The sequence below is a fragment of the Pseudomonas guariconensis genome (assembly GCF_900102675.1).
GTDB lineage: Bacteria > Pseudomonadota > Gammaproteobacteria > Pseudomonadales > Pseudomonadaceae > Aquipseudomonas > Aquipseudomonas guariconensis.
The window spans coordinates 1-25937 of the sequence record NZ_FMYX01000016.1; the positions used below are offsets into that span (position 1 = coordinate 1).

Consider the following 25937-nt stretch of genomic DNA (forward strand, 5'->3'; position numbering starts at 1 on the left):
CATTCCCCCTCGTGACAATCGGCGTGACAAACGCCGATGTCACCAGCAACAGCGCTGCAGATGATGGTGCCGCAGACCAAGGAACGGACTGCACCTGACTGACAGTCAGGCATGCCCCGGTCATCGCATTGCTGCTTGCACTTGGCTCAGGATCTTCAGGCACTGGTCTCGTCAGCCAATGCAGCCTCCACCCGCCCACCGGTAACGGTGTTCAGGAGGCCAGATCATGAGATGCCCTTGCTCCCGGACGTAAGGAGCCGCCAGTCCCGCGAAAAAGAAAATCCCCACAGGTCGCAGGGGCCTTGATCCCTGATAACACTCAACATTCTTGGCGGGATGACGTGGGGCGAGGATCAGAGACCAGGCGATGAGGTGATTCGACATGGCATTGGTGGGTAGGCGCGATGGCCGTAATTTCGGCTACGGCAGGCAATTGAGCTATGCAGGGCCGCAGGCGTTGAAAGACATGTTCGGCGGCGGCCACTACGGCACGGTGAAGGCACACTGTGATCGGTGGCAGGCATTCGTCAGATGGTGCCGCTCCGAACAAGGGCCCGGTATCAATGATGCGCGGCAGATTGATCGGAAGGTATTGGCGGACTATGCGGCGTACCTGCGCGATGCGGTTGAGTGCGGTAGCCTCGCCATCAGCACCGCACAAAACCGCCTATCCAGCGTTAACAGGACAATGGCGGCGCTGCGCGGTGATCAGTGTGTGAAATTGCCCAGTCCGAGCAAGGCGTTGGGAATGCAGCGCACCGGAGTTCGCCAATCGGCTTCGCAAGGCCAAGACCGCGAACAGGTTATGCGGAATTGAGGCATCAGTGACCGGGCAGCCCCAGGTATTCTTGCGCGGACATCCCTCATGATGAGTAGACCAACGCCCTGAATGACCAAAATAAAAGCTAGCGCCGCGAACACGGTATGAGTGGGGTACGGTAATGCCTGTGCGAATACGCTACCCATCAGAGCGCCAACAGCGCTGCCGATGGCGGGAGTGAGGGCATTCACGACCGCGCCGCGCTTGTGGTTGAGGTCAATCAAGGCTGCGCCTACCGCTGGAACTGCAGCCCCTGTCGACATGCCTTGAATCAGCCTGCCAAGCACTAAATCCGTGAAGCCATCAGCTACACCCAGCATGTACATGGCCACCAATTGCAAAACAGTCGTCCACAACAGTACTGATCGACGACCGACATAGTCGGACAGCCGTCCAAACACTAGCAGTCCGGCGAGTACTGATATGGCATAAATACTGAAGATAAAGCTGATGCCCATCGCAGTGAAATGCCACTGGTCCTGATAGATCGGATACAACGGTGTAGGTACGCTGGATCCAGCCAGGAAAGTCACTGTGATGGAGGCAAGCAGCCCAAACCGAGTTCGCGGGCCAAGACGCTGCTTGTCGTCATTGGCAACGCTTACTCCAGGGGTTATCAGAATCTGGTTCATGACTTGTGCTCACAGTAAGCGGTTGATCAACAGGCATACGCCCATCGCAAATACCAGTGTTCCAGTCCCGAAGCGCACGGCTCGCCAAGGGCGAGCGCGTGCAAAGGTTATGAAAGCCATGCGTCACACTGAGGCCAAAAGCGAATAGTTAATCGCTTTTGTAACGTCAGCTTGTGGATTAGAAATGGCATCGAGCATACGCCCTACGACTTTTCCGCCCTTGATCAAGGCAGGCGCGTCGTGACTTGGAAGCAGAAATTTGCTATCTGCAAGCGCCCTTTTGAGAGCTTTCTTTTCATCCAGTGTGGACATGGCCCGGTTCGCTGTGATCGTCGGTTCATGGGACGCTTGATCGAGAATGGGCTCAATCAATTGGTCGTGGATGTCATAGGCGATGTCGCCGCAGATATTCGCCATTCCTTCGTCAGTTTCGACCAAGACCGATATCGAGCCTGGCGTGTGTCCCCCAGACAGTCGAACTGCTACGCCAGGGATAACCTCTTCTTCGAACGTACCGTCGACATCGAACAGGCGAATTGCGCCTCGAGTGTGGAGACGATCAATCAAATGCTTGGTATCAGCCGCGGTGTACATGAGCGGTCCCATGATGCCGGATGCAGCGAACTCCAGCTCACGACGGGAGATGCCGACTGTAGTCGCCATCGGGAAGAGATCAGTCATGCCGACGTGATCGATATGAGCATGCGTGTGGACGATGTGCCGGATGTCGTTAATCCGCAACCCATGCTGGGCCAGATGGTATTCAAGCGTCATTTGCGGCGTCACTTCGTACGTCAGTCCATATTCTTCATACTGCTGGGCATTACGTGACCCCGTATCGACCAGGATCGGTTCCTCCCCTCCAGTAATAAGAAAACCCAGAACCGAGATGGTGACTTGCTCGCCGGGGTTCCGGAACATGACCAGACCACTCGAATCCATCTGCATGTTTCCGAGGTTAATAGGATGGATCTTCAGTGCCATGGTGATTCTCCTTGCGGGGCGACGCTTGGGTTAAGACAGAGCGTCAGAACGGGTAAGTGCCGTCTCGCTCTGTCCTGTTAAGAACCGATCGGTTCAATATAGGGCGACCCAGACGCTGGCGCAAGAGAAAAAAACCATTCAGTTCAAAAAGGTGATGGAATTCGTTTAGAGAGCCCGCAACGCGGCCATGAAATGGTCGACCCGATCGCCAGCCCCATCAGCAGGCAAGCAGCTTTCAACGCACACACCAGAGAAAAACACCATGATGATGTCCGCAACAACCTCTGGAGCCAGTCGTGTCTTCTCAGCCCTTACGTTGTCAGCGATTTCCGGGAGCAAGCGACGATGACAATTCACGAGCAGTTGACGGACCTGGTCGGAAAGCACGGGAAACTCTCGTAAAGCATTGACCGAAAAACAGCCCATACACCCGTTATCTTGAGGGTCGCCAAGCCGAAGAAAACGCTCGATATTCGCCCATCCTTGCGGCTGAGCAGTCAGGATTTCTGGTGCTCCGCGGTTTGCGTAGTAATACGCCAAAGCGCTCAGAAACAGATCATCCTTATCCTTGAATTCTGAATACAGGCCTGACTTATTCACACCCGTAGCCTGCTCAAGATGATGAAGAGAGGTGCCGGAGTAGCCGTACTGCCAAAACACGGGCAGTGCCTTCTCCAGAACCGTCTCACGATTGAATTTTCGAGGGCGTCCCATTTTCGGTACCTAAACGATCGACATGACCCCAGTATCGAACCGTTCGGTTTAATAGGAAAGCGTTTTCTATCCGACTCGCCTCGCATCGCGGCGAACTGCTTGCGGGGGAACCCCAAAACCTCGGATGAATACCTCGCGCATGTGTCGACGATCCCTGAACCCGGTTTCCCTTGCTACCGTGTCCAGGCTATGGCGACTCTGCTCGATCATTAGCCGAGCTGCCTCTAGTCGTAGGCTCTCCACCGCTTTAGCAGGTGATTGACCGGTTTCGGCAGTGAAGACGCGCGTGAATTGCCTTGGGCTCAGATGAACAACCTCCGCGAGCTCTTCAACACTCAATGCCCTATTCAAATGCTTACGTGCATAATCCAAAGCGCTCTGAATGCGATCAGACTTGGGCGCCAGAGCAAGCAACTCAGAGTGCTGAGACTGCCCTCCCGATCGGCGCTGGTGCATTACGAGCTTATGAGCAACCGATTTCGCGAGCTCCGTTCCCAAATCCTTCTCCACCATCCCCAATGCCATGTCGAGGCCTGCGGTCATTCCTGCAGAGGTCCAAACAGGGCCGTCCACAATGAAGATGCGATCCTCTTCCACCTCAATGCTCGGGTGCATGCTTTGAAGAGTCTTGGCATATGCCCAGTGAGTAGTCGCACGCCGGTTATCGAGGACACCCGCTTGAGCTAAGACGAACGCTCCTGTGCAGATGCCCGCGATGCGCCTAGAGCTCTGGGCAAATCCCTGCACGCGGGACAGAACCTCGGCAGCGGGAGGCGTAAGCGGAGTGAGTGTCCCTGTGATCATCCAGCTATCTGCAAGCCCTGGATCATCCAAAGCCAGCGTATCGATGTGCATACCCAAGGATGATCGAATGGTCCCTCCTAACACCGAGTAGTTCTGAATCCGGTACACAGGCTCGCCCGCGACCATGTTCGCGAATTCAAAAACCGCCTGGGTGGCCAGAGACATCACCTGAAATCCGTCCGTGACCAAGTAGCCGATTCGATGCATGACCGTGCTCCGATTGTGATGTCCTAAAACATGACCATATGCGTCGTTTAAGACAAATCTGTTTTTTTGCATCATGGCTCCACACCCAAACAACGGAGCTGGACCATGACTCAGGAATACAAAGGCACCGCCCTGATCACAGGCGCATCCACCGGCATCGGCGCAGTTTTCGCAGACCGCCTGGCTCAACGTGGCTATGACCTGATACTGGTCGCCCGCAATCGTGATCGCCTGAACGCTCTTGCGAGCCGCATCACCAACGAGACTCAGCAGAGCGTTGAAGTCTTCCCCGCAGACCTGGCCAACGCAGCGGACCTGGCGCGAGTGGAACGCAAATTGCGCGAAGACGCCAGCATCAATCTGTTGGTTAACAACGCAGGCATCGGTACTCACACCCGTTTGCTGGACAGCGACGTGGAGCGAATGGCCGAGATGATTAGCCTCAACGTCACGGCACTCACTCGACTGACCTACGCCGCAGTTCCAGGCTTCAGCGCTCGCCAACAGGGCGCAATCATCAATATCTCATCAATCGTCAGCCTGGCACCGGAAATTCTGAATGGCGTGTATGGCGGGAGCAAAGCCTACGTCACGGCCTTCACACAGTCGCTGCACAAAGAGCTGGCAGAACAGGGCATCAAGATTCAGGCGGTACTGCCAGGAGCTACGGCTACCGATTTCTGGGAGATCGGGGGGCTGCCCGTCGAGAACCTCGATCCCAACATCGTGATGTCAGCAAGCGACCTGGTGGATGGCGCCCTTCAAGACTTCGACAACGGTGTCCTGATCTCCATCCCTTCCATGCAGGACATACAGCATTTCGAGCTGTACGAAAGCAGCCGCAAGGCGCTCTTCGGACATCTCTCCAGCAACAAACTCGCTCCGCGTTACGACGTTTAATCAATCAATTGAAAGGATACAAAACATGAAAACTAGCGCAAACACCATCTTCATTACTGGCGGCACCTCGGGCATCGGCCGCGCTCTGGCCGAAGCGTTCCACCAGCGTGGAAACAAAGTCATCATCGCGGGCCGACGCCAATCGTTGCTGGATGAAATCGCCAGCGCCAATCCCGGCATCGACACCGTTCAGCTTGATATCAATGATCACCAGCAGATCAAGGACGTTGCACAAGAGGTTATCCGTCGGCATCCCTCGCTGAACGTCATCATCAACAATGCCGGCATCATGCCTTTCGACAACCCAGGCTCTGGGGATTATGACGATGAGCAGGCTGTAGGGCTGCTGCAAACCAACCTGCTGGGCCCGGTGCGTGTTAGCGCAGCGTTTGTAGAGCATCTCAAGCGCCAACCCGATGCCTACATCATCAACAACAGCTCGGTACTGGCCTATCTGCCACTGGCCGCGACAGCCCTCTATTCGGCGACCAAAGCTGCGATTCACTCCTACTCGCTGTCGCAACGTTTTGCCCTGCGCGATACCAGCGTCAAGGTTCTGGAAATCGCACCGCCATGGGTAGACACCGATCTGATCCACAAAAGTGGTGATGAACGCGCCATGCCGCTGGACGAATTCATCCAGGAAACCCTGGAAAAACTGGAAACAGCGACAACCGAAGTCCTGGTTGACCGCGTCGTACCAGTACGCGCCAACCAAGGGCCAAACGAGCATGAACTGATCAACCAGTTCAACCAGGCTCTGGCCGAAAACCCTATCCCTGTCGCCTGAACATAAACGCATTGGACAACCTGGAAGGAAGCAAAATCATGACCCGAATTGCTGCTTTGACCCTTGACCAAGCTCCAGCCGCTGCGCGCACTGCCCTTCAGGGCATTGAAAAAGGCTTGGGGTTCATCCCTAACGCCTTCGCTACCCTGGCTCACTCTCCAGCAGCCTTGGGTGGATATCTCGCTCTGGCACAGGCGCTTAGCAAGAACAGCCTGACACCTGCCGAACGTGAAGTAGCGGCACTGGCGGCCTCGGAAGTTAACGGATGCGATTATTGCGTCGCGGCTCACAGCTTCTTCGGTGGGAAGACCGGACTGAACGCTGATGATTTGCTGGCGGCGCGCGCTGGCACGCTGAATGGAGTCGCTGCACTGGCTCGGGCTGTCACCCTCAGCCGCGGCCAAGTGAGTGACGAGCATCTCTCAACCGCACGGGAAGCAGGGTTGGACGATGCAAAAATCGTCGACGTCATCGCGCAAGTCTCCCTGCTGACCTTGACGAACTACCTAAACAACGTGGCGAAAACAGACATCGACTTCCCACCGAAAGCGATCTGACCCGACGCCTGACTTTGAGCGACGCGTGCGCTCCTTCCAAGGCGATCAGCCATTCCTCGAATGGCTGATCGCCTCAACCTTCAGCGAAACGGCGAAAGTCTTCCTCGGGTTAGCTAGTTTTTGAGGCTCACGAAGGGAGTTAGCCTGACATCACTCTCTGACCTGTAAAGGACAACCTCATATGAAAGCCGTAGTTTTCCAAGAAGCTGGTTTGCCAATCCAAAACGCTCGTTCCCTGTTCGAAACGGACCTGCCGAAGCCCACCCCAGGTGCTCGAGATCTGCTTGTAGAAGTGAAGGCGATTGCGGTGAACCCGGTAGATACCAAGGTGCGAGCCCGCAATACCAGCCAAGAGGGCCAAGTGCTGGGTTGGGATACCGTTGGTATCGTCCGTGAAGTGGGCAGCGACGTTTCATTGTTCAACGTTGGCGACGAAGTATTTTACGCCGGCGCTATCGATCGCCCTGGTAGCTACAGCGAATTTCACCTGGTGGATGAGCGCATCGTCGGCCAAAAACCACGTAGCCTGGACAATGCCAGTGCCGCAGCCTTGCCGCTGACTTCCATTACTGCCTGGGAGCTGTTGTTCGATCGACTGGGCGTTCAGGAGAACGGTGGTAAAGGGCAAAGCCTGCTGGTCATCGGCGCCGGTGGTGGGGTTGGCTCCATCCTGGTCCAGCTGGCCCGCAAACTTACCCAACTCACTGTCATCGGTACAGCGTCGCGGCCAGAGACTCAGTCTTGGGTACGGGAACTGGGCGCCCACCATGTGATTGATCACTCCGCCTCGATCCCGCTGCAGCTTGAAAACCTGAAACTCAACCCGGTCGACTACGTCATCAGCCTGACCCATACCGAAACCTACCTGCCCCAGATCGTTGAAGTGCTTCGCCCACAAGGCAAACTGGCGCTGATTGATGACCCAGCACAACTGGACGTCATGCCACTCAAGCGCAAATCGCTTTCGCTGCATTGGGAACTCATGTTCACGCGTTCTCTGTATCAAACCGCAGACATGATCAAACAGCATCAGTTGCTGAACAGAATTTCCGAGCTGGTCGATAACGGCGTCATCCAGACCACCATTGGGGAACACTTCGGCAAAATCAGCTCAGATAACCTCAAGCGCGCCCATGCGCTGATCGAGAGCGGCAAAGCCAAAGGCAAGATCGTTCTCGAAGGCTTCTAACCCGCTGATACGCTCAAGGACAAGCATATGAAAGCTTTCTTCCAAGCCACTGGCCTGGCTGTCGCGGTCTCGCTCAGTGCAATGGCCATGGCCGATACCGCCTCGGGCACAGGCACCAACCCCGAACGTGTTTTCGCTTTCAATGGCGCCATGCCTACAGGCGTGACCGTCACCGAAACGGGTCGGATCTTCATCAACTTCCCTCGTTGGGGAGATGACGTACCCTACACTGTGGCGGAGATCAGACAGGGCCATCTGGTTCCTTACCCGGACCTGAAAACGAATGTCGAAAACGCCAAGGATCCGGCCGCCGGGTTCATCAGCGTGCAGAGCGTCGTAGCTGACGGTCAAGGGCGTGTCTGGGTATTGGATACAGCCGCTCCCGGCTTCTCCGAGCCCAAGGCAGGTGGAGCCAAGCTGATCGCAATCGACTTGAACACCAACAAGATCGTGAAAACAGTTGTGTTCCCGCGTGAAGTGATTCTGCCAACAACCTATGTGAATGACGTACGTTTTGATTTTCGCGTAGGTAAAGAAGGTACCGCTTACGTCACCGATTCGTCGGTAAAAGGGCCAGGCGGAATCATCGTCCTGGACCTGGCCAGCGGTACGGCAACCCGTCGCCTTAGCGGGGCCAAATCAACTTCCGTAGACCCTGAGTTCCGACCTGTCATCGAAGGGAAACCAGCACTCATCACCCGCGACGCGCAGGGTAAATCAGGACTGCTGACCGTAGCCTCGGACGGCATCGCCCTGTCGAGCGATGGTAAGACGCTGTACTTCTGCCCGCTTTCGAGTCGACACCTGTATTCGGTTCCAACGGCTTTGTTGCGAGACCCCAATGTAAGCGAAGCCGAACTTGAACGAGCCGTTGTGGACCTGGGTGAAAAAGGCGCCTCCGACGGTCTTGAGGCTGATGCTGACGGTGCAGTCTATGCGGGCGATTATGAGCACAACTCCATCCGCAAACGCCTTGCCGATGGCACTTGGCAAACCGTGGTCGAGGATTCGCGAGTCCTTTGGCCGGATACCTTGTCGATCGGCCCAGACGGGTATCTGTACTTCACTGCCAACCAGCTGCACCGCTCACCTGGCTTCAACGATGGCCAAGACAAACGGGTGAAGCCTTACAGCCTGATGCGCGTCAAGATCGACGCCAAGCCTGCGCAAACGCATTGATAAGGAATGACATGCAAAAGCACATTCGCTTGGGCTACATCGACCTCAGCTTCCATGCCGCTAGCGCAGCGCTTGTGCAGCGCACGCTAGAGCGACATGGTTATCTGGTGGAAGTCAGCACAGCGCCTCATGAGGAAATGTTCCGGTTGTACAGCGAAGGACAGGTAGAGATGCTCGTATCAGCCTGGCTGCCAGCCAGCCACGGTGCCTACCTGGCAGCTTGCAAGAAACCGAGCACTTCCCTTGGAGTTCTTTACAACCCGTTCTGCATTTGGGGTGTGCCTGATTATGTACCGGAGGATCAGGTCGCTACGATTGCAGACCTGCTGAGGCCGGATGTTGCCCAGCGGATGAGCCGCCGCATCCAAGGCATAAACCCTGGTGCTGGTATCAGTCGCTTTTCCAAAGCCATGGTGACGCAATACGAGTTGGATGCTGAAGGCTACTTTTTTGCGCAAGGCACCGAGGCCGATTGCTTCAATCGTTATGAGCAATCCTATGCCGAGCGGGAATGGTTTGTCGTGCCGCTGTGGCATCCTCAATATCTGCACCATGCCTACAAAATCCGAGCCCTGGATGAACCGCTCGGGCTGTTGGGTGGTGAAGATCAAGCAACGCTCATTGCCGCCAGTGACGTTGTGCAAAAGATGCCGAAAGAACTGATTGAGGACCTAATCTCGCTACAACCTGGCAATGCCGCGGTCAGTGAGCTTGATTTTCTTATCCGTCACAAAAAGCTTTCAGCCTTGGACGCTGCAGACATTTGGCTCTCCCGTCAGTCAGCACCGGCGCAAGCTTGAATCAATAGCGGGGCCCGGTGCCCCGCCACTGCCCGACTAGCTTTCGAAACGTTTTGCCAGAAAGGCTCTAAGCGATTGGATGGCCGGCGTGAGCGATGTGCGATGGGCACATACCAGCTGAAGCGGTGCCGGCTGCCCATAGCTTTCCGGGAATAGCTCAACCAGGCGGCCGCTACGAAGATCCTCAGCAACATCGAGCCTGGACTTGTAAACGATCCCCAATCCGGCGACAGCCCAGCGTCGAACAATATCGGCATCATCGCTGATCCGATCACCTGTCACCTGAACCGTCCGCACTCCCTGTGGGAAATTGAAGCTCCAACGCTCGTAGGTTTGCTCGCCCATCACATATCTCAGGCAATTATGCCCGCTCAACGCCTCAGGAGATTCCGGCATACCATGACGCGCGAGATACGCCGGCGAGGCGCAGACTGTTCTGCGGTTCATCGGTGCGAGTGCCAAGGACACCAGGCCCGAGTCACTCAACTGCCCATACCTGATACTAGCGTCCAGATGTTCCCCAACCAGATCGGCCACCTGATCACTAACCCGCAATTGCAGACGTACCATGGGGTGCGTTTGCTGAAACTCATCAAGCCACGGAAGCAACACATTCCTGCCGATATCAGATGGCATCGACAAGCGAATAGTGCCAGCGATTTCGTCACGGCCCTGGGTCAACGCCACCTCGCCATTATCAAGTGCTTCCAAGGCTTGCCGCGCGTGCGGCAAGTAGCGCTCGCCATCATCGGATAATCTCAACCGACGCGTCGAGCGAACAAACAATCTCGCGCCCAGGTTGCTTTCCAGACGCTGAATGGCACCGCTCGCCAAGGCGGGCGAGATGTCGAGCAACCGCGCCGCGGCGGAGAAACTACCCGCAGCAGCCGACGATACGAAGACCTGCAGATCATCGATTCGTATGATTTTCTTCACTTTGACGAAATTCTTTACGTGGTGGCGAGGTTTTTCAGCGTAATGGGAAAAAAGATCATTGCCCAGCCCTTCAAACAGGAACTTGCAATGAACTTCCCTAAACGACTTGCACTAACAGCTGTGATGGCAGGCTTTATCGGTGTCGCCCACGCCGAGGTGCCGCCAACCCTTCACGTGGTAGCCCAATCGGTAAATGCTGTATGGAATGCGGTGGCCGTGGACAGCGCCGGAAGCCTATACGTATCCGGCCCAAAATGGACTGGCTCAGCGGGGCCATCCGTATCGAAGCTGGACCAAGCTGGCCAGCCCCATCCCTTTCCAAACGAGCGCTGGAATAGCAATGACGCGACCATTCCAGCCGAACAGCGCTTCGTCAATGTCAATGCCATGCGCGTTGATGACAACAGCCGGCTGTGGATAGTCGATGCAGGCGTAACTGACTTCGGCGGCAAAGTCATTCCAGGTGGTGCAAAGGTCGTGGTCGTTGACCTAAAAAGCGGCGAAGTGATCAAGGTCATCCCATTCGACAGCAGCATCGCTCAAGAACATAGCTACATCGACGATATCCGACTCAATGGCAAGCATGCCTACCTGACGGACGCTGGCGTTCCTGGCATCGTTGTCTTGGACTTCGAAACCAACAAAGCCCGGCGCGTCTTGACGACCAGTCCTGCTGTACGCGCGCCCAAGAACCGCGACATTATCCTGAGCGGCAAAGTAGTCAGAGCGCCAGATGGGACAGCATTGAGGGTGCATTCCGATCCCCTTGAGGTATCCCCGGACGGGAAATGGCTCTACTTCGCACCGTTGGAAGGCCCTTGGCACAAGATTGAAACGCGCTGGCTGGATGATGCCAACGTGCCTGAAGTTGAGCTCATCCAACATGTCGAGTTCTGGCGAGATCTGCCGCCGGTCGGTGGGACAGTCATGGACAGCAAGGGCAATTTCTACTTCAGTGACCTAGCTGAAGATAGCGTCAAGCGAATCGCCACTGACGGCACCATTCAGACCATTGCAAAGGACACTCGCCTGCACTGGGTCGATGCACCCGCGTTCGACAACCAGGGCAGATTGTACTTGCCGGCAGCGCAAGTCGATCGAGTAGGCTTGTTCAACCATGGCGCATCGAAGGTCGAGCGACCACTGAGCGTCTATCGCATAGACCCTAAGTAACCTCACTGCACCCGTTTCAGAGCTAATGCGTTACGCATTGCGAACTCTGAAACGGGTTTATCGAAAAGCCTTCGCCAAACGTTATGGTTCAGGTCCGGCGGGAGCGCGAAGCTAATGCAGAGACCACGACCCCCAAAACCACAAGGCCGAGCCCGGCAAGGAACATGGTGGAAACGGTCGCACCAAAAGCCAAGCAAGAGAACACTGTTCCAATCAGGGGTACCCCAAGGGTGAAATTTGACATGCCAAACGTCGAAATTCGCCGTCCGTACTCCGCAGAAATCACAAAGCACGCCGATGTCGCAATCGGACCGATGAAGAACAATTCCTCAGCGAGTTTCCTATCCAGGACAAGGGATGTCGGTGAGCCTTCGCTGACATAGGCTGCAATCGCCAATGGTATGGTAGCCAAGAGCATCTGCCACGGGGCAAGCGCCAGAGGCGGGGTCACCCACCGATGACGTTTCACATGAAGGATGACAATCGCCCAGCTGACCGCTGCAAGAAGCAGGAATATTGCCCCCAACACTGTTTCCTGATTTGTCCATTCGAGCTCTCCTGGGGAGCACACAGCCGCGATCCCTGACATCCCTATGACAAGCCCTGCAATCTGCAACCTGGAGGGCATTTCACGGAACATGACCCAGGCGACAACCACACACCACAGTGGCGTTGTGTATGCCAAGAGCACAGCGCGGCTAGTGTCGACATGAACCATCGCCACCATACCCAGACCTGTGAAAGCCATCATCTGCAACAAACCCACGCTTGCGATGATTGGCACATCCTCTCTAACGGGGAGCTTGAGCTGTCCTCTCGCAACCAGATACCTGGGAAAAAAACAGCAAGACTACACTGGAACGCGCCGCTGATGAGGTGGCCAATGAGTGGAGTCTTTCTGTTCGCAAGGCTATGGATTGCTTCGCGCAAACCAATGAGTCAGCCACAGTTTTGTATGCAAAGATCGTAGAGGGTGATAACGGCCTCAGTAAAGAGGAGCGGGGTTCTGGGCTCAAGTCGGCACTCTTCGCTAATGTGGCTGCGTTTTTGGGCCAGCGAGCCGGATCTCAAGAGATCATGGAAGTGGTTGCCAATCTGCTGTGGAGTGATACTGACACTATCGCGAGTATGGCGGGCGCATTGATTGGTGCAGCTAAACCTGATGCCAAGTTTATTGGTGAGATTCAAGACGAGCCGTATATCCGGATGGAAGCTAATCGTCTTTTTAACATCAGTCAAGGTGATACAGAGGGCACTTTTCCATATCCGGACACCTTATACTGGCAGGCGCCTAGAGCAGCTATTGATACATTGACCGTTGCTGATGGTCAGTATGTCCTTCAGGGATTTGGCCCTGTTTTACCCGTCGGTCAGAGATTCAAGGGCCGGCAAAAGGGGGCCGCTTGGCAATGGTTCGCTTCGTCTTGGGGACAAAGTTTCCTGATTCGAATGCGTGCCGAGCTGGGCGTGAGTAGTCAGGCTGTTGATAAAGCCGTCGAGCGTGAAAAGAATATGGCTGATCTTTTCGATTACCAATCGCAAGATCTTGAGCTCGAAGCAGAGCTGTCAGTGCCGGATTCAGAGGTTGTGTATGACACCGACATTGACACTCACGTTGCGGTGCCAACCTTCGCAGTGCAAGACAGCTACACGGATACGCAGCAGACGGTTGCTGTTGATGTGTTGTATGAGGAAGACTTCATTCCTAGCAAAGGCATTACAGTCGATATCGATGCGCTGTCTACAGAAGCGATCAAAAGCTTTGACCCCGAGTTGATTGGTCAACACCTGCTGTTGATCGCCGAACAACCCAATGGGGTAACGCTGGCTACTGGCTACGCCTCGATTGTGGCAAAAGCGAGAGCTACCCGTCTGCGTCACAGGCGCGGATAGCGACCTGGCCTTGCGCAAACTTCTGTGAAGATTGCCTGAGGCCCTTTCTCCTCATACGGCTGGCTACGGCTGATAGGTGTAGTGGTCTACTAACTCCGGGCATCCATTTAGGCGAGAATGCTCGCCGCAGAGAGGTGTCTGATGACCAAGCAACGCCGTACCTTGCACCTGAATTCAAGCGCGAAGCAGCCTGCCTGGTGCTTGATCAAGGCTACAGCCATCCCGAAGCGGCCCGTTCGCTCGGCTTGGTCGAGTCGGCCCTGCGCCGATGGATTAATCATTTTCAGCAGGAGCGCGGCGGCGTCACGCCGACCAGCAAAGGGAAAAGGGGACTGATTTATTTCTCAGGAAATAGCTCAGTCCTCATTTTTCACCCTGCCATTGTAATGGACAGAATTTCAGCTCACATCGACTGGCATGAGTCACCCCATGCAGCCTTGAGTTTTTTTAAATTTTGCGAATCAGACATGCGATGTCCCTTCGAGTCCTTGTAAATGGAGATGTGCTTTCGACAAGCGTTCCAGTCTTTGCCTCAGGGTACTTTCCCCTGTCGCTTTGTTGAGAGTGTTTAATTACGATGGCCTTTGGCCTCCGCCTCTTTTTGCACCTCTTGAACGTAATCTTCTCCCGTTCTAACTTTCTCCAAAAGATCTTTGCATGCTTCAGAATAACGGTGGGATTGAACTTCTGCTCCGTTCATTATCGCGCAGTGATACTTGTTGTCGAACTTCTTGAGGTCGACTCCAGCAGTCTCAGAAATCGTCCTGATTAAACGATCGCAAGCATGCCATGCCTGATATCCCATCGCCTGACCCAGAGTGGTAAGTGTATAGGGAAAATTAAGGTTGAAGGCCAGACCATCAGCGCCGTCGGCTATTCCGTATAATTTTGCCAATTCCCCGTCAGCCTCTGTAACGTTGGCCAACACTTTATAGTCGACCTGAATAGGATTTCTGGGAATATCGGTCCGCACGAGTTGGTAGGTCCGAGCGAGTAAGGCCCTTAATAATCTGGGGTTCACATTCTTAAGCGCTTCATTCGCGCCAAAGGCAGAGTAGACCCAACTAAAATCATTGGCGACGATGCTTTTTATGATCACACTTCGGTGATCTGAAACCGGAATAAGTCTTTCACGACGAGGGTATTCCTCCGCGAGATCACGGTTTTCCCACTCAAGAATGTAAATATTAGGTATGAGCTTGCCTTCCTCCGATAGAATTTCGTCAATGTCCGCAAGAATTGCTTTAATGTTGGGGTCTTCAGCCCTGTAGCCAATGAACACTAATGGATGTTCAGCGAAAAACGCGAGAAGCTTTGCGGACAGGTATTTCTTGCGTTTTACAAATTCCTCATAGTCAGTTCGCGTTAGTACGATGCTCTCGGGTTGAGAGACACAGCCATGGATTTTAAATATCTCTCCGATACTTGAATGATTGGCGTAAAGGATCCGTTGCCCCACGATAGCTTCGTAATCTGGGAAGATTCCCTCCAGCAACTCATCGTAATTGGTAGTAATCACGGAGTGCGGCCGAATTTTCTGCAGAAGTTCGATTTCATCCTGTAGGCCGGGCTTTTCCGTTGCTAGAAGCTCTTTGAGAATCCTGGCTACAGTGTATTTGATATAGACCTGCGGCGAGGTCGTTTCTTCAAATAGCTCCTGTGGAAACTGGTCTTGGCCAGCACCCCACGCCCAATCGTTGTACCTCTCCGAGAATTCAGTGCCAATGTCCACGAAGTCGGGGTAGCGTTGCTTGTAGTAGGCGAACTGTCGTGTAATCTCTGGACAGCGCGCCGCTAGCTCCTTCAACAGTTCTTCCCAGTTAGGACCCTTTAGGTAGCGTTTCGTGAAACCTGACCCCACGAACAATATGGGCTGGCATGCCATATCTCCTATACAGGTTTTGATGTCCTCCGTTACATCTTCGATGTATTTCGCGTAATCCCTAGGCATCTCCCTTTCCTCTCATTGCGGTAATGGCACAATGTCATATCGCATTTCTCTGCCTGTCTTTCAAGGGGTAAGAAAGGGCTTACTAACTCATGTAGAGAGAGCGGGATGCGGGTCCATAGATATTTGGACGGAGCACGATTGCTCTGCGATGTAGGTCAATCGATGACGACCAGCGTCGCATTGAGCGGGCGCTACTCAACCGGCATGTAGTTCTCGTCGATTGGCTGAGTCGAAAGCAGCCGCTCGCGACTGGAAGCTATGCAACTGAAACTGCCTGCTGCGAAGGCTCTGTAGCGGACAAATACGGCGTGGTGAAGCTGTGTGCCGTTCCAGTGGGAGCAGTTTTACCGGCGGAGAATGCGAAGGGGTGCATGGCAGCGGCTTCGCAGATTTTCGCAGGTGAGCCCGCTCCATCAGAGATAGCGTCGGCCGTTAGGGTCTGTATGAAAAGTCTTTAGACGAAGGTCAGGCAAGGCGAAAGCAGCCGAAGAACGGTCGGAGTCGCGCTCGACTTTAAGGGTTGTAAATGAGTATTCCGAGGCTGTTTTCAACGCAGCATCACCGAGTATCAAGGCTTTTCATACAGAACCTAAAGGAACTGTCATCTGATGAGCTTGATATACGCTCTTATGTGCCAGCTGATTCAGAGTTTTTTTTATAGGGCTAAGGCTTCGCATTGGTCCGGAAGGGACTAGCGCTGGGGATGATTTCGAAGTGTTTGTTTGCACTCCGGAATGGCTGGCGAACAATATATGGGAGCCGGTATGGGGAAGGCACTTGTTGATCGTCAAGAATTTTCATTATCAGCTAATTGTTGACGCGATAATCAAGAATATATCGCAATTTGAAGGGGCTAGTTGGCCTGAACTCGCATGCAAATCAGCACGTTTTTACGCTTGGGAGTTTGAAGGCTATCAAGCCTGAAACTGCCCCCGGTGCGGCACCTTCGAGAATTCTAGTGAAGGACTTTGGTGCCGCCTATCAGGCGCAAAGCACAACAACCCCATCCTCTTCCTCATCCGGCACTTCATCCGTGACAATCACCCGCGCATGAGCACTTCGCTCATCTTCGATTCGCAACCCGAAATACCGTTCATCGTTGTCATCCCAAAACGCTTCCACCTGGGCCATGGAGGCGTTTTCGAGGAGTACCTCGGCGCTGTGTTCCAGGATGATCGAGTAGCGTGTTTGGGTATTCATTACAAAGGGGCTCGCGAAGGCGGGGTGGTGGAGGGGTCGTAAAAAATGCGATGCCATTATGCCGTCTTGCTGGATTTCAGCCCTAACCACTCATCGTTTCAATGACGTTTCTGTACCCAACGGTATGGCTATCCGTCGGGTTATGGCCGGGCGGGGTGGGATTTCGTAGCAATACCTTTCAGATCAAACCCCAGTCCTTGCGCTGATCGAGCCGCAGGGATAAATTCCCCCGGTCGCGGCAAATTCCGCGTCCGGGTTTGGCGACCCGAACGAAAAGGCGCAATGGCGCCCAGATCACGATTGCAGGCGCTTTTTTTGTGCCCGCAGTCTCGTGTAATGGCGGCTGTGCGTGGGAGACCTTCGGGTCTGCCGAGTTCCTTTTCCTCGGTTCGCCAACCTGCGTACAGCTGCCACCCTAATCGTTTGGCGACGGTTGGCGTGGTGCTTCAAATGAAAAGGACCTCATGCATGACCATCACAAGTCTGTTCCGGATCCTCGCATCCGCTCTCCACCGCCCAACTCCTCGGGCTTCCCACCGCTTCTACCCCATCCACACCCAGGGCAACCCAACGCCAGCCCCAAGGCAGGTGCCCCATGACTGACCACGAACGCCTCACCACCCTACAAAGCTACGTCTGGACCCTCGAACTGCTCGGCGAATCGCTGGTGCAGCGCGACGAGCAATTGGAGTGCGAGCACGAACCCCAACTGAGCTTTCGCGCCTCGGCGGGGATTCATCAGGCGATCAAGATCATCAGCCGGTTGGCCAGTGAGCAGTGTGGCAAGTTGCTGGGCGATGAGGAGCGCGTAGGCCGTTAGCCCGTGATGCTTGATTGAAGCCGCGTCTTGTTGTCAGGACGCGGCTTTTGTTTGGCTGTGGATAAGTGGAAGGGAGGGTTGGAGAGCGGTGGTGTTCTCTTCGCGGGTAAACCCGCTCCCACAGGGGACGTGCTGTTCATTACTGCGGGTTGGCCACGTCTGCGGCCATGCTGCGCAGCAGGCCGGCCGATAGGGTGGAGTCCGGCAGCGAGAGGATGGTGTCGTAGAGCAGGACCATGCTGTTGCAGGTCGCCTTGGGCTCATGGGTGAACCGCTCGGGGTTTGCCACGATTTCCACGGCGCGGCGGTCCTTGGCCATGACGCTCATCAGCACGCGGCGAAAGTCTTGCTCGTACACCGACAAGGGTTTGGCGTGTACCGGGTGTTTGGCCGTTTGCTCCACCACGTCGACCAGGGCTGCCAGGTCTTCGTTGGCCTGGGCTTTGGGGATCTGGTGAATCAGCTCGACTTTGGGCGTGTTGTTGTCCAGGCCGAGGAAGGTCAGGCAATGGGCCGGGTTGGTCTTGCCGAAGAACTTCATCTCCTCGACCTGCGCGCGCCAGTAGCGTAGCAGGGCGTGGTCGGGGGCACGGACCAGGTAGTTGGGCACGATGGAGGTGGCGATCAGCGCTTGGATGCCGGCCTGGATCTCGACGGTCGAGCGGCCGCTCTGCACGCCGTCGACCACGATCTTTCTCAGGTGGGCATAGTTGTCTGCGTCGTGGGCTGCCAGGGCGGCGAAGACGGGTTGCTTCAACAGGGCCTGTTCGATCTGGTTGGCGTCGCGCCATTGCGTCAGGCCAGACAGCCCGAAGTACCGGGAGTCGACCTGCTCGGTGATGATGTGCTGTTGCTTGAGGGTGTCCTTATCGGGGTACCACATGTCCGTGGGGCTGGTGGTGGTCGCGCGGGTGATGAATTCAGGCGAGGCGCCGACTCGCGAAAGTGCCGTTCTGAAGCTGGCGTTGACGTCCAGCTCGTCGCTGCCGGTGGCGCCATGGACCGAGGCGCTGTGAAAGCCGATCTGGCCTTTTTCACCGATGTAGCGTTCGCGCCCGGCGAGGAAGGCCAGGGCGCAGGCGCTCGAGCAACTGGTGCGGGTGTAGGTGATCAATTGGCGTTGCGCGATCAGGTCGGCGAGCTTGTTGGCTTCGTAGATGCGCCCGCCGGTGCTGTTCAGGTGGATGACGCGCACCTTTGGCGAGGCATCGAGCAGGTCGCGCACGGCGTCGGTGGTGCCGATGGGCAGGCCGCCGGCCACTTCGAGTTCGGTGTCGTCGCGCATCAGGCGCAGGGCGTAGGGCGGGATGTTGTCGGTGCCGCGGATCATGTCCACGCCTTCGCGCAGGATGGGGACGCCGTCTTTGACCACGCTGATTGCCATCTGGATGGCGCCCAGGCACACCAGCACCTTGGCCAGGATCGCCCAGAAGGCCTTGCCGCCGCGCGAAACGTGGGCCGAGGCCGAGCGGAACACGCCGACGAACTGCCAGACCGACACCGCCAGGATGCCCAAGTAATAGCCGACGATCAGCACGCCATGGCCCTGGGTGCCTAGCCTCATGGCGTCGCTGACGGTATCGATCGCCAGGGACAGGCCGATGATCAGCAGCGTCAGGAGAAAGCCGAACAGCCAGTAGGACACGCCGAGCGAGTACTCGCCGCGCCAGTGTTTGGCGATGAAGTTGGATGACTGGGACTGGCTAGGCTGTGCGTCTTGCAAGGTCGCCGTGCCGGTGTCGTGCTTGGCGACGGTCTTGCCGCAGTGGTGGCAGAAGTTGGCTTCGGCCGTGTGGGTGGCGCCGCATTGGGCGCAATAGAGCGTTTCGTTCATGCCGGTCCTTGAACTGCGTTGGCTGTCCTGATGGCCGGTGAGTGTAAGTGGGGTGGGCGGGGAGGGCCACCTTTGGGCCCGATCGCCGTGGGTTCAGTTGTCCAGCTCGGGCACTTCGCTGGCGTGCAGGGCAGGTGCTTTGAGGGTGGCCTCGGTGGTCGACTACGGCGCAAGGCCACTGCCACAGGGCTTGGCGATGGTGGTGGTCGCGGCGGGGGCTTGGAACCAGGTGGGCCAGGAGCTGCGGTGGCGGCTGTCGGCGTCGATGCAGGGGATCAGGCGTTCGGTGAGCACAGCGGTTTGCCGGACGGCCTTGGCGGTGCGGTACTTCACGCTGTGGATGCACTCGCGGTCGCCGAACTCGCAGCGGTTGAGCGTGGTGCCGCCGCAGGGGCCGTTGGCCAGGCCTTTGGGGCAGGTTTCCGGGCAGATGTAGAGGGTGTCTTCCAGGCGGCAGGTACCGCAGGTGTCGCACCCGACCAGAGGCCTTTTCGCACTGCGTTCCAGGCGATGGAGCACGCGGGCGCCGGTGGGGGTGTTCCACAGCGGGCGTTGCACGGCCCAGCCGAAGGCCTGGCTCAGTGGGTTGCGGCGGCTGAACAGCAGTGAATGCAGGCCGTGCAGCAGGTGATAGCGCGCGGTCTCCTTAGGGGAGGCGCTGACCTGGGATTCGCCCAATCGCCAGTTGGCGCCGGGCGGATGGAAGGTGACATCCGGCAGGCCGGGCATCTGCCAGCACGCTCGCCAGGCCGGGGCCCATTGCTCCAGCGAGTGCAGGCGTGCCTGCCAGTGTTCGAGGCTGCGCTCCAGGGCGTCCAGCTGCTCCAGGTCGTGGATGCCGGAGAGGTGGATGCCGGCATAGCCCATCAGGCGCAGGCCGATGATTTGCAGGGCCAGGCGTTCGAGGCTGCGGGCTTGGGCGTGGGCCTTGGAGACCTCGGCTTCGGCGGCGAGCACATCGTGCATGGACGGGGTGACGACGATGCCGGCGACGTGCTCGAAGATCTTCGCGCGCCCCAGGGTGAGGCCCATCACGCAGGCCGTGAGTGGCTTGGGGTGGGGCTGGCGGCGCATCCACTGGATGGCTTCGAGGTGCTTGCTGGCGTCATAGCCCAGTTGCAGGGCCAGAAAGTCCGCGCCGGCGGCGAGCTTCTTTTCGGCCTTGAAGTATTGGGCGCCGCCTTCTTCCTCGCGGTACTTGAACGGGTGCATGCCGGCGCCGAGCAGCCAGTCGGGGCGTGCCTGGCGCACGGTCTGCAGGGCAGCGATGGATTCGAGGTAGCGCACTGGGCGCTGGCCGGGGACGTGGCCGGGCAGGCGATCGCCGGTGAGCAACAGCAGTTGGTCGAGGCCGGCGGCGTCCATCTGCTGCAACTGCTCCAGCAAGTGGTGGCGCTCGCGGTCCTTGCCGGAGAAGTGCAACAGGGCCGGCAGGGGTTGCCTGAAGCTTGAATAGGCGTCCAGCGGCGACATTTCGAAGGGGCTGCCGACCCGGTCGGCGATGGCCACGGTCATGGGCCAGCCGCACAGGTGCTGGCGCGCCATGAGGGCTTCGAGGCTGGCGAAGCGCTCGCTGGAGGACTTGGGCACGAACTCCATGATGCAGACGAAGGTGTTGTCGTGCAGCGCGGTTTTCAGCTGGCTCATGGGCGCTCGGGTATCGGGTTGGGGCACGGTGGCATTGTGGGGCAGGGCGAGGGTTGGGTCATGTCCGGTTGCGTAGGGAAATGCGCTGAAAGAGACATTCGAAGTGGTTGTGCTGACCCTTTCGCGGGTCCTTGTTGCGCTCGACCTGTTCGACGATCATGAGAAATTCTTGAGTTGATCTCAAATTTAATGAGTTTGTCTCACAATGGCTCAGCCGAGAAAATTCCCTCATTCAATTTCAAGATTTCTGAGGGATAAGACATGGCACTGGCGCACAACCTGGGCTTTCCGCGTATCGGTCGGGACCGCGAACTGAAGAAGGCCCAGGAGGCGTTCTGGAGGGGCGAGCTGGACGAAGCCGGCCTGCGCGCCGTGGGCCAGGCGCTGCGGGCCGCCCACTGGCAGGTGCAGAAGGACGCCGGGATCGAGCTGCTGCCGGTCGGCGATTTCGCTTGGTACGACCAGGTGCTGACCCATTCGCTGACCTTCGGCGTGATTCCGGCCCGCTTTGCTGGCCACGAGGGTGCCAAGCCGTCCCTGAACACCCTGTTCGCCATGGCGCGAGGCGTCAGCGACAGCTGCTGTGGCGGTGGCCACGCCCAGGAAATGACCAAATGGTTCGACACCAACTACCACTACCTGGTCCCGGAGTTCACCGCTGACCAAGCGTTCGCCCTGAGCTGGGAGCAGTTGTTCGAGGAAGTGGACGAGGCCAAGGCCCTGGGCCACGCAGTCAAGCCGGTGGTGATCGGCCCACTGACCTACCTGTGGTTGGGCAAGACCAAGGGCGCCGATTTCGACAAGCTCGAGCTGGTGGATCGCCTGTTGCCGCTGTACGACCAGATCTTCAACCGCCTGGCCGCCCAAGGTGTGGAGTGGGTGCAGATCGATGAGCCGATCCTGGCGCTGGATCTGCCCCAGGATTGGAAGAACGCCTACGAGCGCGTCTACAACATCCTGCAGCGCGCGCCGCTGAAAAAGCTGGTCGCCACCTACTTTGGCGGCCTGGAAGACAACCTGGGCCTGGCGGCCAACCTGCCGGTCGATGGCCTGCACATCGACCTGGTGCGGGCGCCGGAGCAGTTCCCGACCATCCTCGACCGCCTGCCGGCCTACAAGATCCTCTCCCTGGGCGTGGTCAACGGCCGCAATGTGTGGCGCTGCGACCTGGACAAGGCCTTGGACGTGCTGCGTTACGCCGCCGAGCGCCTGGGCGATCGCCTGTGGGTGGCGCCGTCGTGCTCGCTGCTGCACAGCCCGGTGGACCTGGCCCGCGAAGATCAGCTCGATGCCGAGCTCAAGAGCTGGCTGGCCTTCGCCGTGCAGAAGTGCCAGGAAGTGGCGTTGCTGGCCAAGGCGATCAACACGCCCGAGGCCGATGAGGTGATCGCGGCGCTGGCCCAGAGCCGCGCCGTACAGGCCAGCCGCGCCACCTCGCCGCGCATCCACAAGCCGGCGGTACAGGCTCGCGTAGCGGCGATCCAGCCCAAGGACAGCCAGCGTCAGTCGCCCTTCGCGCAGCGCATCGCCAAGCAGCGGGCGGGGCTCGATCTGCCGGCGTTTCCCACCACGACCATTGGCTCGTTCCCACAGACTTCTGCGATCCGCCTGGCGCGCCAGGCGTTCAAGCAGGGCACGCTGACCGAGGCCGACTATGTCGAAGCCATGCAGAGCGAGATCCGCCATGCCGTGCAGATCCAGGAACACCTCGGCCTGGATGTGCTGGTGCACGGCGAGGCCGAGCGCAACGACATGGTCGAGTACTTCGCCGAGCAGCTCGAGGGCTACGCTTTCACCCGCTTCGGCTGGGTGCAGAGCTATGGCTCGCGCTGCGTGAAGCCGGCGGTGATCTTCGGCGACCTGAGCCGGCCGAAGGCCATGACTGTCGGCTGGATCCAGTACGCCCAGGGCCTGACCGACAAGGTGATGAAGGGCATGCTGACGGGCCCTGTGACCCTGCTGATGTGGTCCTTCCCACGGGAGGATGTGAGCCGCGAAGTCCAGGCCCGCCAGCTGGCATTGGCGATCCGCGACGAGGTGCTGGACCTGGAGGCGGCGGGCATCAAGATCGTGCAGATCGACGAAGCCGCCTTCCGCGAAGGCCTGCCGCTGCGCCGTGGCGCCTGGCCGCACTACCTGGAATGGGCCACCGAAGCCTTCCGCCTGTGCGCCTCGGGCGTGCGTGACGAGACGCAGATCCACACCCACATGTGCTACAGCGAGTTCAACGATGTGATCGAGTCGATCGCGGCCATGGACGCCGATGTGATCACCATCGAGACCTCGCGTTCGGACATGGAGCTGCTGGAGGCCTTCGAGCGCTTCGACTACCCGAACGAGATCGGCCCTGGCGTGTACGACATCCACTCACCGCGCGTGCCGAGCAAGGACGACATCATCGGGCTGCTGAACAAGGCGGCCCAGCGTATCCCCGCCGAGCGCCTGTGGGTCAACCCGGACTGCGGCCTGAAGACCCGTGCCTGGCTGGAGACCGAGGCGGCGCTGGTCAACATGGTGGCCGCGGCGCGGGAGTTGCGCCGTACGGCACTGGCCTGATTCGAACCCTGAGCTGACGCTACATCGCGATCGATGTAGCGTTTTTTTGTGCCGGCACGAGAGACGAAGTCGCGCTCGACAGGGTAGTGGCACATTAGTAGCATCCATGCCCGCGATGGAGGCACCCCACCGATCGCGGCCTCCCCCCATGGATGATTGTTCGATGCAAAAGAGCGGATACCTGTGCCTGGCGTTCATGATCGCCGTCGGCTTCCCGAGTTTTTTCCTCGATCGTGAGCTGATGATCGCTTCATTGCTCGCGATTGCGGCCTTCTCGTTTGGCTACTTCGTGTTCTACCTCATCCGCCACAAGCTCTATCACGGGATGCTGCAGGGCATCTTGCTGTCGCTGTTGGTGATCGCTTTCAGCTTCGTGCCGGTGTTGGGCTGGATCGTGCTCATTGGCTTTGTGCTCTACAACATCGCCAAGGCGGTGGAGGGGCTCAAGGTCCTGGTGCCGGACGTGCTGGTCAGTGCGCTGATCTATGGGCTGCTGACGGCACGGGTGGCGTTCGATGTGCGTGACCTGCTGGCCATCTCGGTCTTGGCGATGATCTATCTGTGCGTGTGCGTGCAGTACTGCCGCCGCCTACAGGGGCTGGGCACGGAGCTGGCGCTGTTCAAGATGAGCATCATGTGGCTGTCGATTCCGTTCGTGGTGCTGACCATCGTGTCCATCGTCTCGGCGCTGGGCAATCTGTTCCGCACTGTCAGCTCGACCTTCACCCGCACGATACTGACGCCCCAGACGGTCTCGGCCCATATGCGCGCGGGCGTTCAAGTGGCCGAGTACACCCGCCATGTGCAGAGCTCCGTGACGCAAACCGTGACCCAGGTGCTGCCGGGTGCAGGCGCCACCATTGCGGGGGCCTCGGGTGGCCTGGCGAGCGATGTGAAGCAGGCCAAGGGCAAGGTGTGAGGCCCAGGCCATAGGGGGCGCTCTGCGCCCCCCGGGCGATGGATCAGCGTTCGATCGCCAGTGCCACGCCTTGCCCGCCGCCGATGCACAACGTCGCCAGGCCTTTCTTGGCGTCTCGCTTGATCATTTCGTGCAGCAGGGTCACCAGCACGCGGCAGCCCGAAGCACCGATGGGGTGGCCCAGGGCGATGGCGCCGCCGTTGACGTTGACGCGCTCGGCGTTCCACTCCAGCGCCTTGCCCACGGCCAGGGCCTGGGCGGCGAAGGCTTCGTTGGCCTCGATCAGGTCCAGCTCGCCCAGTTGCCAGCCGGCTTTGTCCAGGCAGCGCTGGGTGGCCGAGACAGGGCCGATGCCCATGATCGCCGGGTCCACGCCTGCACTGGCGTAGGCGCTGATCTTCGCCAGCACCGGCAGGCCCAGGGCCTTGGCCTTGTTCGCGCTCATCAGCAGCACGGCGGCGGCGCCGTCGTTGAGGCTGGAGGCGTTGCCGGCGGTGACGCTGCCGTCTTTCTTGAAGGCCGGGCGCAGTTTACCCAGGGCTTCGGCGGTGGTGCCGGGGCGCGGTTGCTCGTCGGTGTCGAACACCAGCGGCTCGCCTTTTTTCTGCGGCAGGACGATCGGGGTGATCTCATCCTTGAAGCGGCCCGCCTCGATGGCGGCCACCGCCTTGCGCTGGGACTCGGCGGCAAAGGCGTCCTGCTGCTCGCGGGTGAGGCTGTATTTTTCCACCAGGTTCTCGGCGGTGATGCCCATGTGGTAGTCGTTGAAGGCATCCCACAGGCCGTCGGTGATCATGGTGTCGACCAGTTGGCCGTGGCCCATGCGCTGGCCGGTACGGGCCGAGGGCAGGACGTAGGGCGCAAGGCTCATGTTCTCCTGGCCACCGGCGATCACCACCTCGGCGTCGCCGCAGCGGATGGCCTGGGCAGCCAGGTGCAGGGCCTTGAGGCCCGAGCCGCAGACCTTGTTCAAGGTCAGGGCGGGCACGCTGTAGGGCAGGCCGGCCTTGATCGCGGCCTGGCGCGCCGGGTTCTGGCCGGCGCCGGCGGTCAGCACCTGGCCGAGGATCACTTCGTCGACCTGGGCCGGGTCCAGTTGGGTCTGCTCCAGCAGGCGCTTGATGACGGCGGCGCCCAGGTCCACAGCGGGCACATTGGCCAGGGCACCCTGGAAGCTGCCGATGGCGGTACGGGTGGCGGCGACGATGACCACGTCGTTCATCTTGTTGTTCTCCGTGCAAGGGGTGGACGCCGGCTCGGCGTATTACCGGCAGCATCGGCGGGTTTGGTTCATTTGTTAAGTTTGTTTTTCTTTTGCATTGATCTGAAATTCAAATCAATGGAGTCGTTTCAGGGCGTCCAAAGGCCGCTGGCACTAAGCTTGGCTTCAGCTTCGCGTCGCACACTGCGGTTTCCAAAAACAAAACGGAGC

23 protein-coding genes and 2 pseudogenes are annotated in these 25937 nt (G+C 58.0%); 14 read left to right on the forward strand and 11 right to left on the reverse strand.

Going from position 1 to position 25937, the window contains the following annotated elements; genetic code table 11:
- Nucleotides 1-382: 382 nt before the first annotated feature.
- Nucleotides 383-811 (forward strand): annotated as a pseudogene (locus tag BLS27_RS24330) (integrase domain-containing protein); the annotation flags it as partial.
- Here BLS27_RS24330 and BLS27_RS21525 read toward each other — a convergent pair.
- From BLS27_RS21525 to BLS27_RS21540, 4 genes are all read right to left on the reverse strand, one after another.
- Entirely contained in the window at nucleotides 709-1452 is a 744-nt protein-coding gene (locus BLS27_RS21525) for an MFS transporter (RefSeq protein WP_090346807.1), read from the reverse strand. The pseudogene BLS27_RS24330 and the gene BLS27_RS21525 sit on opposite strands and share 103 nt — an antisense overlap.
- A 123-nt stretch (nucleotides 1453-1575) precedes the next feature.
- Nucleotides 1576-2436, reverse strand: a complete 861-nt coding sequence (locus tag BLS27_RS21530; RefSeq protein ID WP_085601742.1) for an N-acyl homoserine lactonase family protein — start codon at nucleotides 2434-2436, stop codon at nucleotides 1576-1578.
- 165 nt (nucleotides 2437-2601) lie between these two features.
- On the reverse strand, nucleotides 2602-3150 hold the full coding sequence (locus BLS27_RS21535; RefSeq protein ID WP_085601741.1) for a TetR/AcrR family transcriptional regulator: 549 nt from the start codon (nucleotides 3148-3150) through the stop codon (nucleotides 2602-2604).
- A gap of 66 nt (nucleotides 3151-3216) precedes the next feature.
- Entirely contained in the window at nucleotides 3217-4161 is a 945-nt protein-coding gene (locus BLS27_RS21540) for a GlxA family transcriptional regulator (RefSeq protein ID WP_085601740.1), read from the reverse strand.
- A 105-nt stretch (nucleotides 4162-4266) separates the two neighbouring features.
- On the opposite strand from BLS27_RS21540, the gene BLS27_RS21545 reads away from it, so the two are divergent.
- From BLS27_RS21545 to BLS27_RS21570, 6 genes are all read left to right on the forward strand, one after another.
- On the forward strand, nucleotides 4267-5061 hold the full coding sequence (locus BLS27_RS21545; RefSeq protein ID WP_085601739.1) for an SDR family NAD(P)-dependent oxidoreductase: 795 nt from the start codon (nucleotides 4267-4269) through the stop codon (nucleotides 5059-5061).
- Nucleotides 5062-5086: 25 nt separating this feature from the next.
- The gene (locus BLS27_RS21550; protein ID WP_085601738.1) at nucleotides 5087-5851 is read left to right on the forward strand and encodes an SDR family oxidoreductase; all 765 of its coding nucleotides are present in this window, start codon (nucleotides 5087-5089) and stop codon (nucleotides 5849-5851) included.
- Nucleotides 5852-5889: 38 nt separating this feature from the next.
- Nucleotides 5890-6408, forward strand: a complete 519-nt coding sequence (locus tag BLS27_RS21555) for a carboxymuconolactone decarboxylase family protein (RefSeq protein WP_085601737.1) — start codon at nucleotides 5890-5892, stop codon at nucleotides 6406-6408.
- A 181-nt stretch (nucleotides 6409-6589) separates the two neighbouring features.
- Complete coding sequence (locus tag BLS27_RS21560; RefSeq protein WP_090346808.1) at nucleotides 6590-7597, forward strand: zinc-binding alcohol dehydrogenase family protein; 1008 nt, start codon at nucleotides 6590-6592, stop codon at nucleotides 7595-7597.
- An 81-nt stretch (nucleotides 7598-7678) separates the two neighbouring features.
- A complete protein-coding gene (locus BLS27_RS21565; protein WP_244155261.1) occupies nucleotides 7679-8776 on the forward strand; it encodes a major royal jelly family protein in 1098 nt (365 codons plus the stop codon).
- Nucleotides 8777-8787: 11 nt separating this feature from the next.
- Complete coding sequence (locus BLS27_RS21570; RefSeq protein ID WP_085601734.1) at nucleotides 8788-9576, forward strand: glycine betaine ABC transporter substrate-binding protein; 789 nt, start codon at nucleotides 8788-8790, stop codon at nucleotides 9574-9576.
- 36 nt (nucleotides 9577-9612) lie between these two features.
- Here BLS27_RS21570 and BLS27_RS21575 read toward each other — a convergent pair whose 3' ends face one another.
- A complete protein-coding gene (locus BLS27_RS21575) occupies nucleotides 9613-10503 on the reverse strand; it encodes a LysR family transcriptional regulator (protein WP_090346847.1) in 891 nt (296 codons plus the stop codon).
- Between the two features lie 51 nt (nucleotides 10504-10554).
- Here BLS27_RS21575 and BLS27_RS21580 point away from each other — a divergent pair, with 51 nt between their 5' ends.
- Nucleotides 10555-11685, forward strand: coding sequence for an L-dopachrome tautomerase-related protein (locus tag BLS27_RS21580; protein ID WP_139205768.1), 1131 nt, complete (start codon nucleotides 10555-10557; stop codon nucleotides 11683-11685).
- An 88-nt stretch (nucleotides 11686-11773) separates the two neighbouring features.
- On the opposite strand, the gene BLS27_RS21585 is transcribed toward BLS27_RS21580, so the two are convergent.
- The gene (locus BLS27_RS21585) at nucleotides 11774-12511 is read right to left on the reverse strand and encodes a DMT family transporter (protein ID WP_482211643.1); all 738 of its coding nucleotides are present in this window, start codon (nucleotides 12509-12511) and stop codon (nucleotides 11774-11776) included.
- Between the two features lie 50 nt (nucleotides 12512-12561).
- Here BLS27_RS21585 and BLS27_RS21590 point away from each other — a divergent pair, with 50 nt between their 5' ends.
- On the forward strand, nucleotides 12562-13578 hold the full coding sequence (locus tag BLS27_RS21590) for an ADP-ribosylglycohydrolase family protein (protein WP_244155259.1): 1017 nt from the start codon (nucleotides 12562-12564) through the stop codon (nucleotides 13576-13578).
- Nucleotides 13579-13719: 141 nt separating this feature from the next.
- Nucleotides 13720-13898, forward strand: a pseudogene (locus tag BLS27_RS21595) (transposase); the annotation flags it as partial.
- Between the two features lie 248 nt (nucleotides 13899-14146).
- On the opposite strand, the gene BLS27_RS21600 reads toward BLS27_RS21595, so the two are convergent.
- Nucleotides 14147-15529 (reverse strand): SIR2 family protein, encoded by a 1383-nt coding sequence (locus tag BLS27_RS21600; RefSeq protein WP_090346810.1) that lies wholly within the window; start codon nucleotides 15527-15529, stop codon nucleotides 14147-14149.
- Nucleotides 15530-16186: 657 nt separating this feature from the next.
- Between BLS27_RS21600 and BLS27_RS24335 the strand changes: the two genes are divergently transcribed.
- The gene (locus BLS27_RS24335) at nucleotides 16187-16453 is read left to right on the forward strand and encodes an Imm8 family immunity protein (RefSeq protein ID WP_090346811.1); all 267 of its coding nucleotides are present in this window, start codon (nucleotides 16187-16189) and stop codon (nucleotides 16451-16453) included.
- Between the two features lie 57 nt (nucleotides 16454-16510).
- On the opposite strand, the gene BLS27_RS21610 is transcribed toward BLS27_RS24335, so the two are convergent.
- Complete coding sequence (locus BLS27_RS21610) at nucleotides 16511-16729, reverse strand: hypothetical protein (protein ID WP_043209622.1); 219 nt, start codon at nucleotides 16727-16729, stop codon at nucleotides 16511-16513.
- 595 nt (nucleotides 16730-17324) lie between these two features.
- Between BLS27_RS21610 and BLS27_RS21615 the strand changes: the two genes are divergently transcribed.
- Nucleotides 17325-17549: a hypothetical protein gene (locus BLS27_RS21615; protein WP_090346812.1), complete on the forward strand. Its 225-nt coding sequence runs from the start codon at nucleotides 17325-17327 to the stop codon at nucleotides 17547-17549.
- A 139-nt stretch (nucleotides 17550-17688) separates the two neighbouring features.
- Here the strand turns inward: BLS27_RS21615 and BLS27_RS21620 are convergent, their stop codons facing one another.
- Together BLS27_RS21620 and BLS27_RS21625 are read right to left on the reverse strand one after the other, a co-directional pair.
- On the reverse strand, nucleotides 17689-19383 hold the full coding sequence (locus BLS27_RS21620; RefSeq protein WP_090346813.1) for a hypothetical protein: 1695 nt from the start codon (nucleotides 19381-19383) through the stop codon (nucleotides 17689-17691).
- A gap of 162 nt (nucleotides 19384-19545) precedes the next feature.
- Nucleotides 19546-21030: a methylenetetrahydrofolate reductase C-terminal domain-containing protein gene (locus BLS27_RS21625; RefSeq protein ID WP_090346814.1), complete on the reverse strand. Its 1485-nt coding sequence runs from the start codon at nucleotides 21028-21030 to the stop codon at nucleotides 19546-19548.
- Nucleotides 21031-21291: 261 nt separating this feature from the next.
- Between BLS27_RS21625 and metE the strand changes: the two genes are divergently transcribed.
- Entirely contained in the window at nucleotides 21292-23586 is a 2295-nt protein-coding gene (gene metE, locus BLS27_RS21630) for a 5-methyltetrahydropteroyltriglutamate--homocysteine S-methyltransferase (RefSeq protein ID WP_090346815.1), read from the forward strand.
- 163 nt (nucleotides 23587-23749) lie between these two features.
- On the forward strand, nucleotides 23750-24505 hold the full coding sequence (locus BLS27_RS21635) for a hypothetical protein (protein ID WP_043209614.1): 756 nt from the start codon (nucleotides 23750-23752) through the stop codon (nucleotides 24503-24505).
- Nucleotides 24506-24548: 43 nt separating this feature from the next.
- Here the strand turns inward: BLS27_RS21635 and BLS27_RS21640 are convergent, their stop codons facing one another.
- Nucleotides 24549-25727: an acetyl-CoA C-acetyltransferase gene (locus BLS27_RS21640; RefSeq protein ID WP_043209612.1), complete on the reverse strand. Its 1179-nt coding sequence runs from the start codon at nucleotides 25725-25727 to the stop codon at nucleotides 24549-24551.
- Nucleotides 25728-25937: the final 210 nt, after the last annotated feature.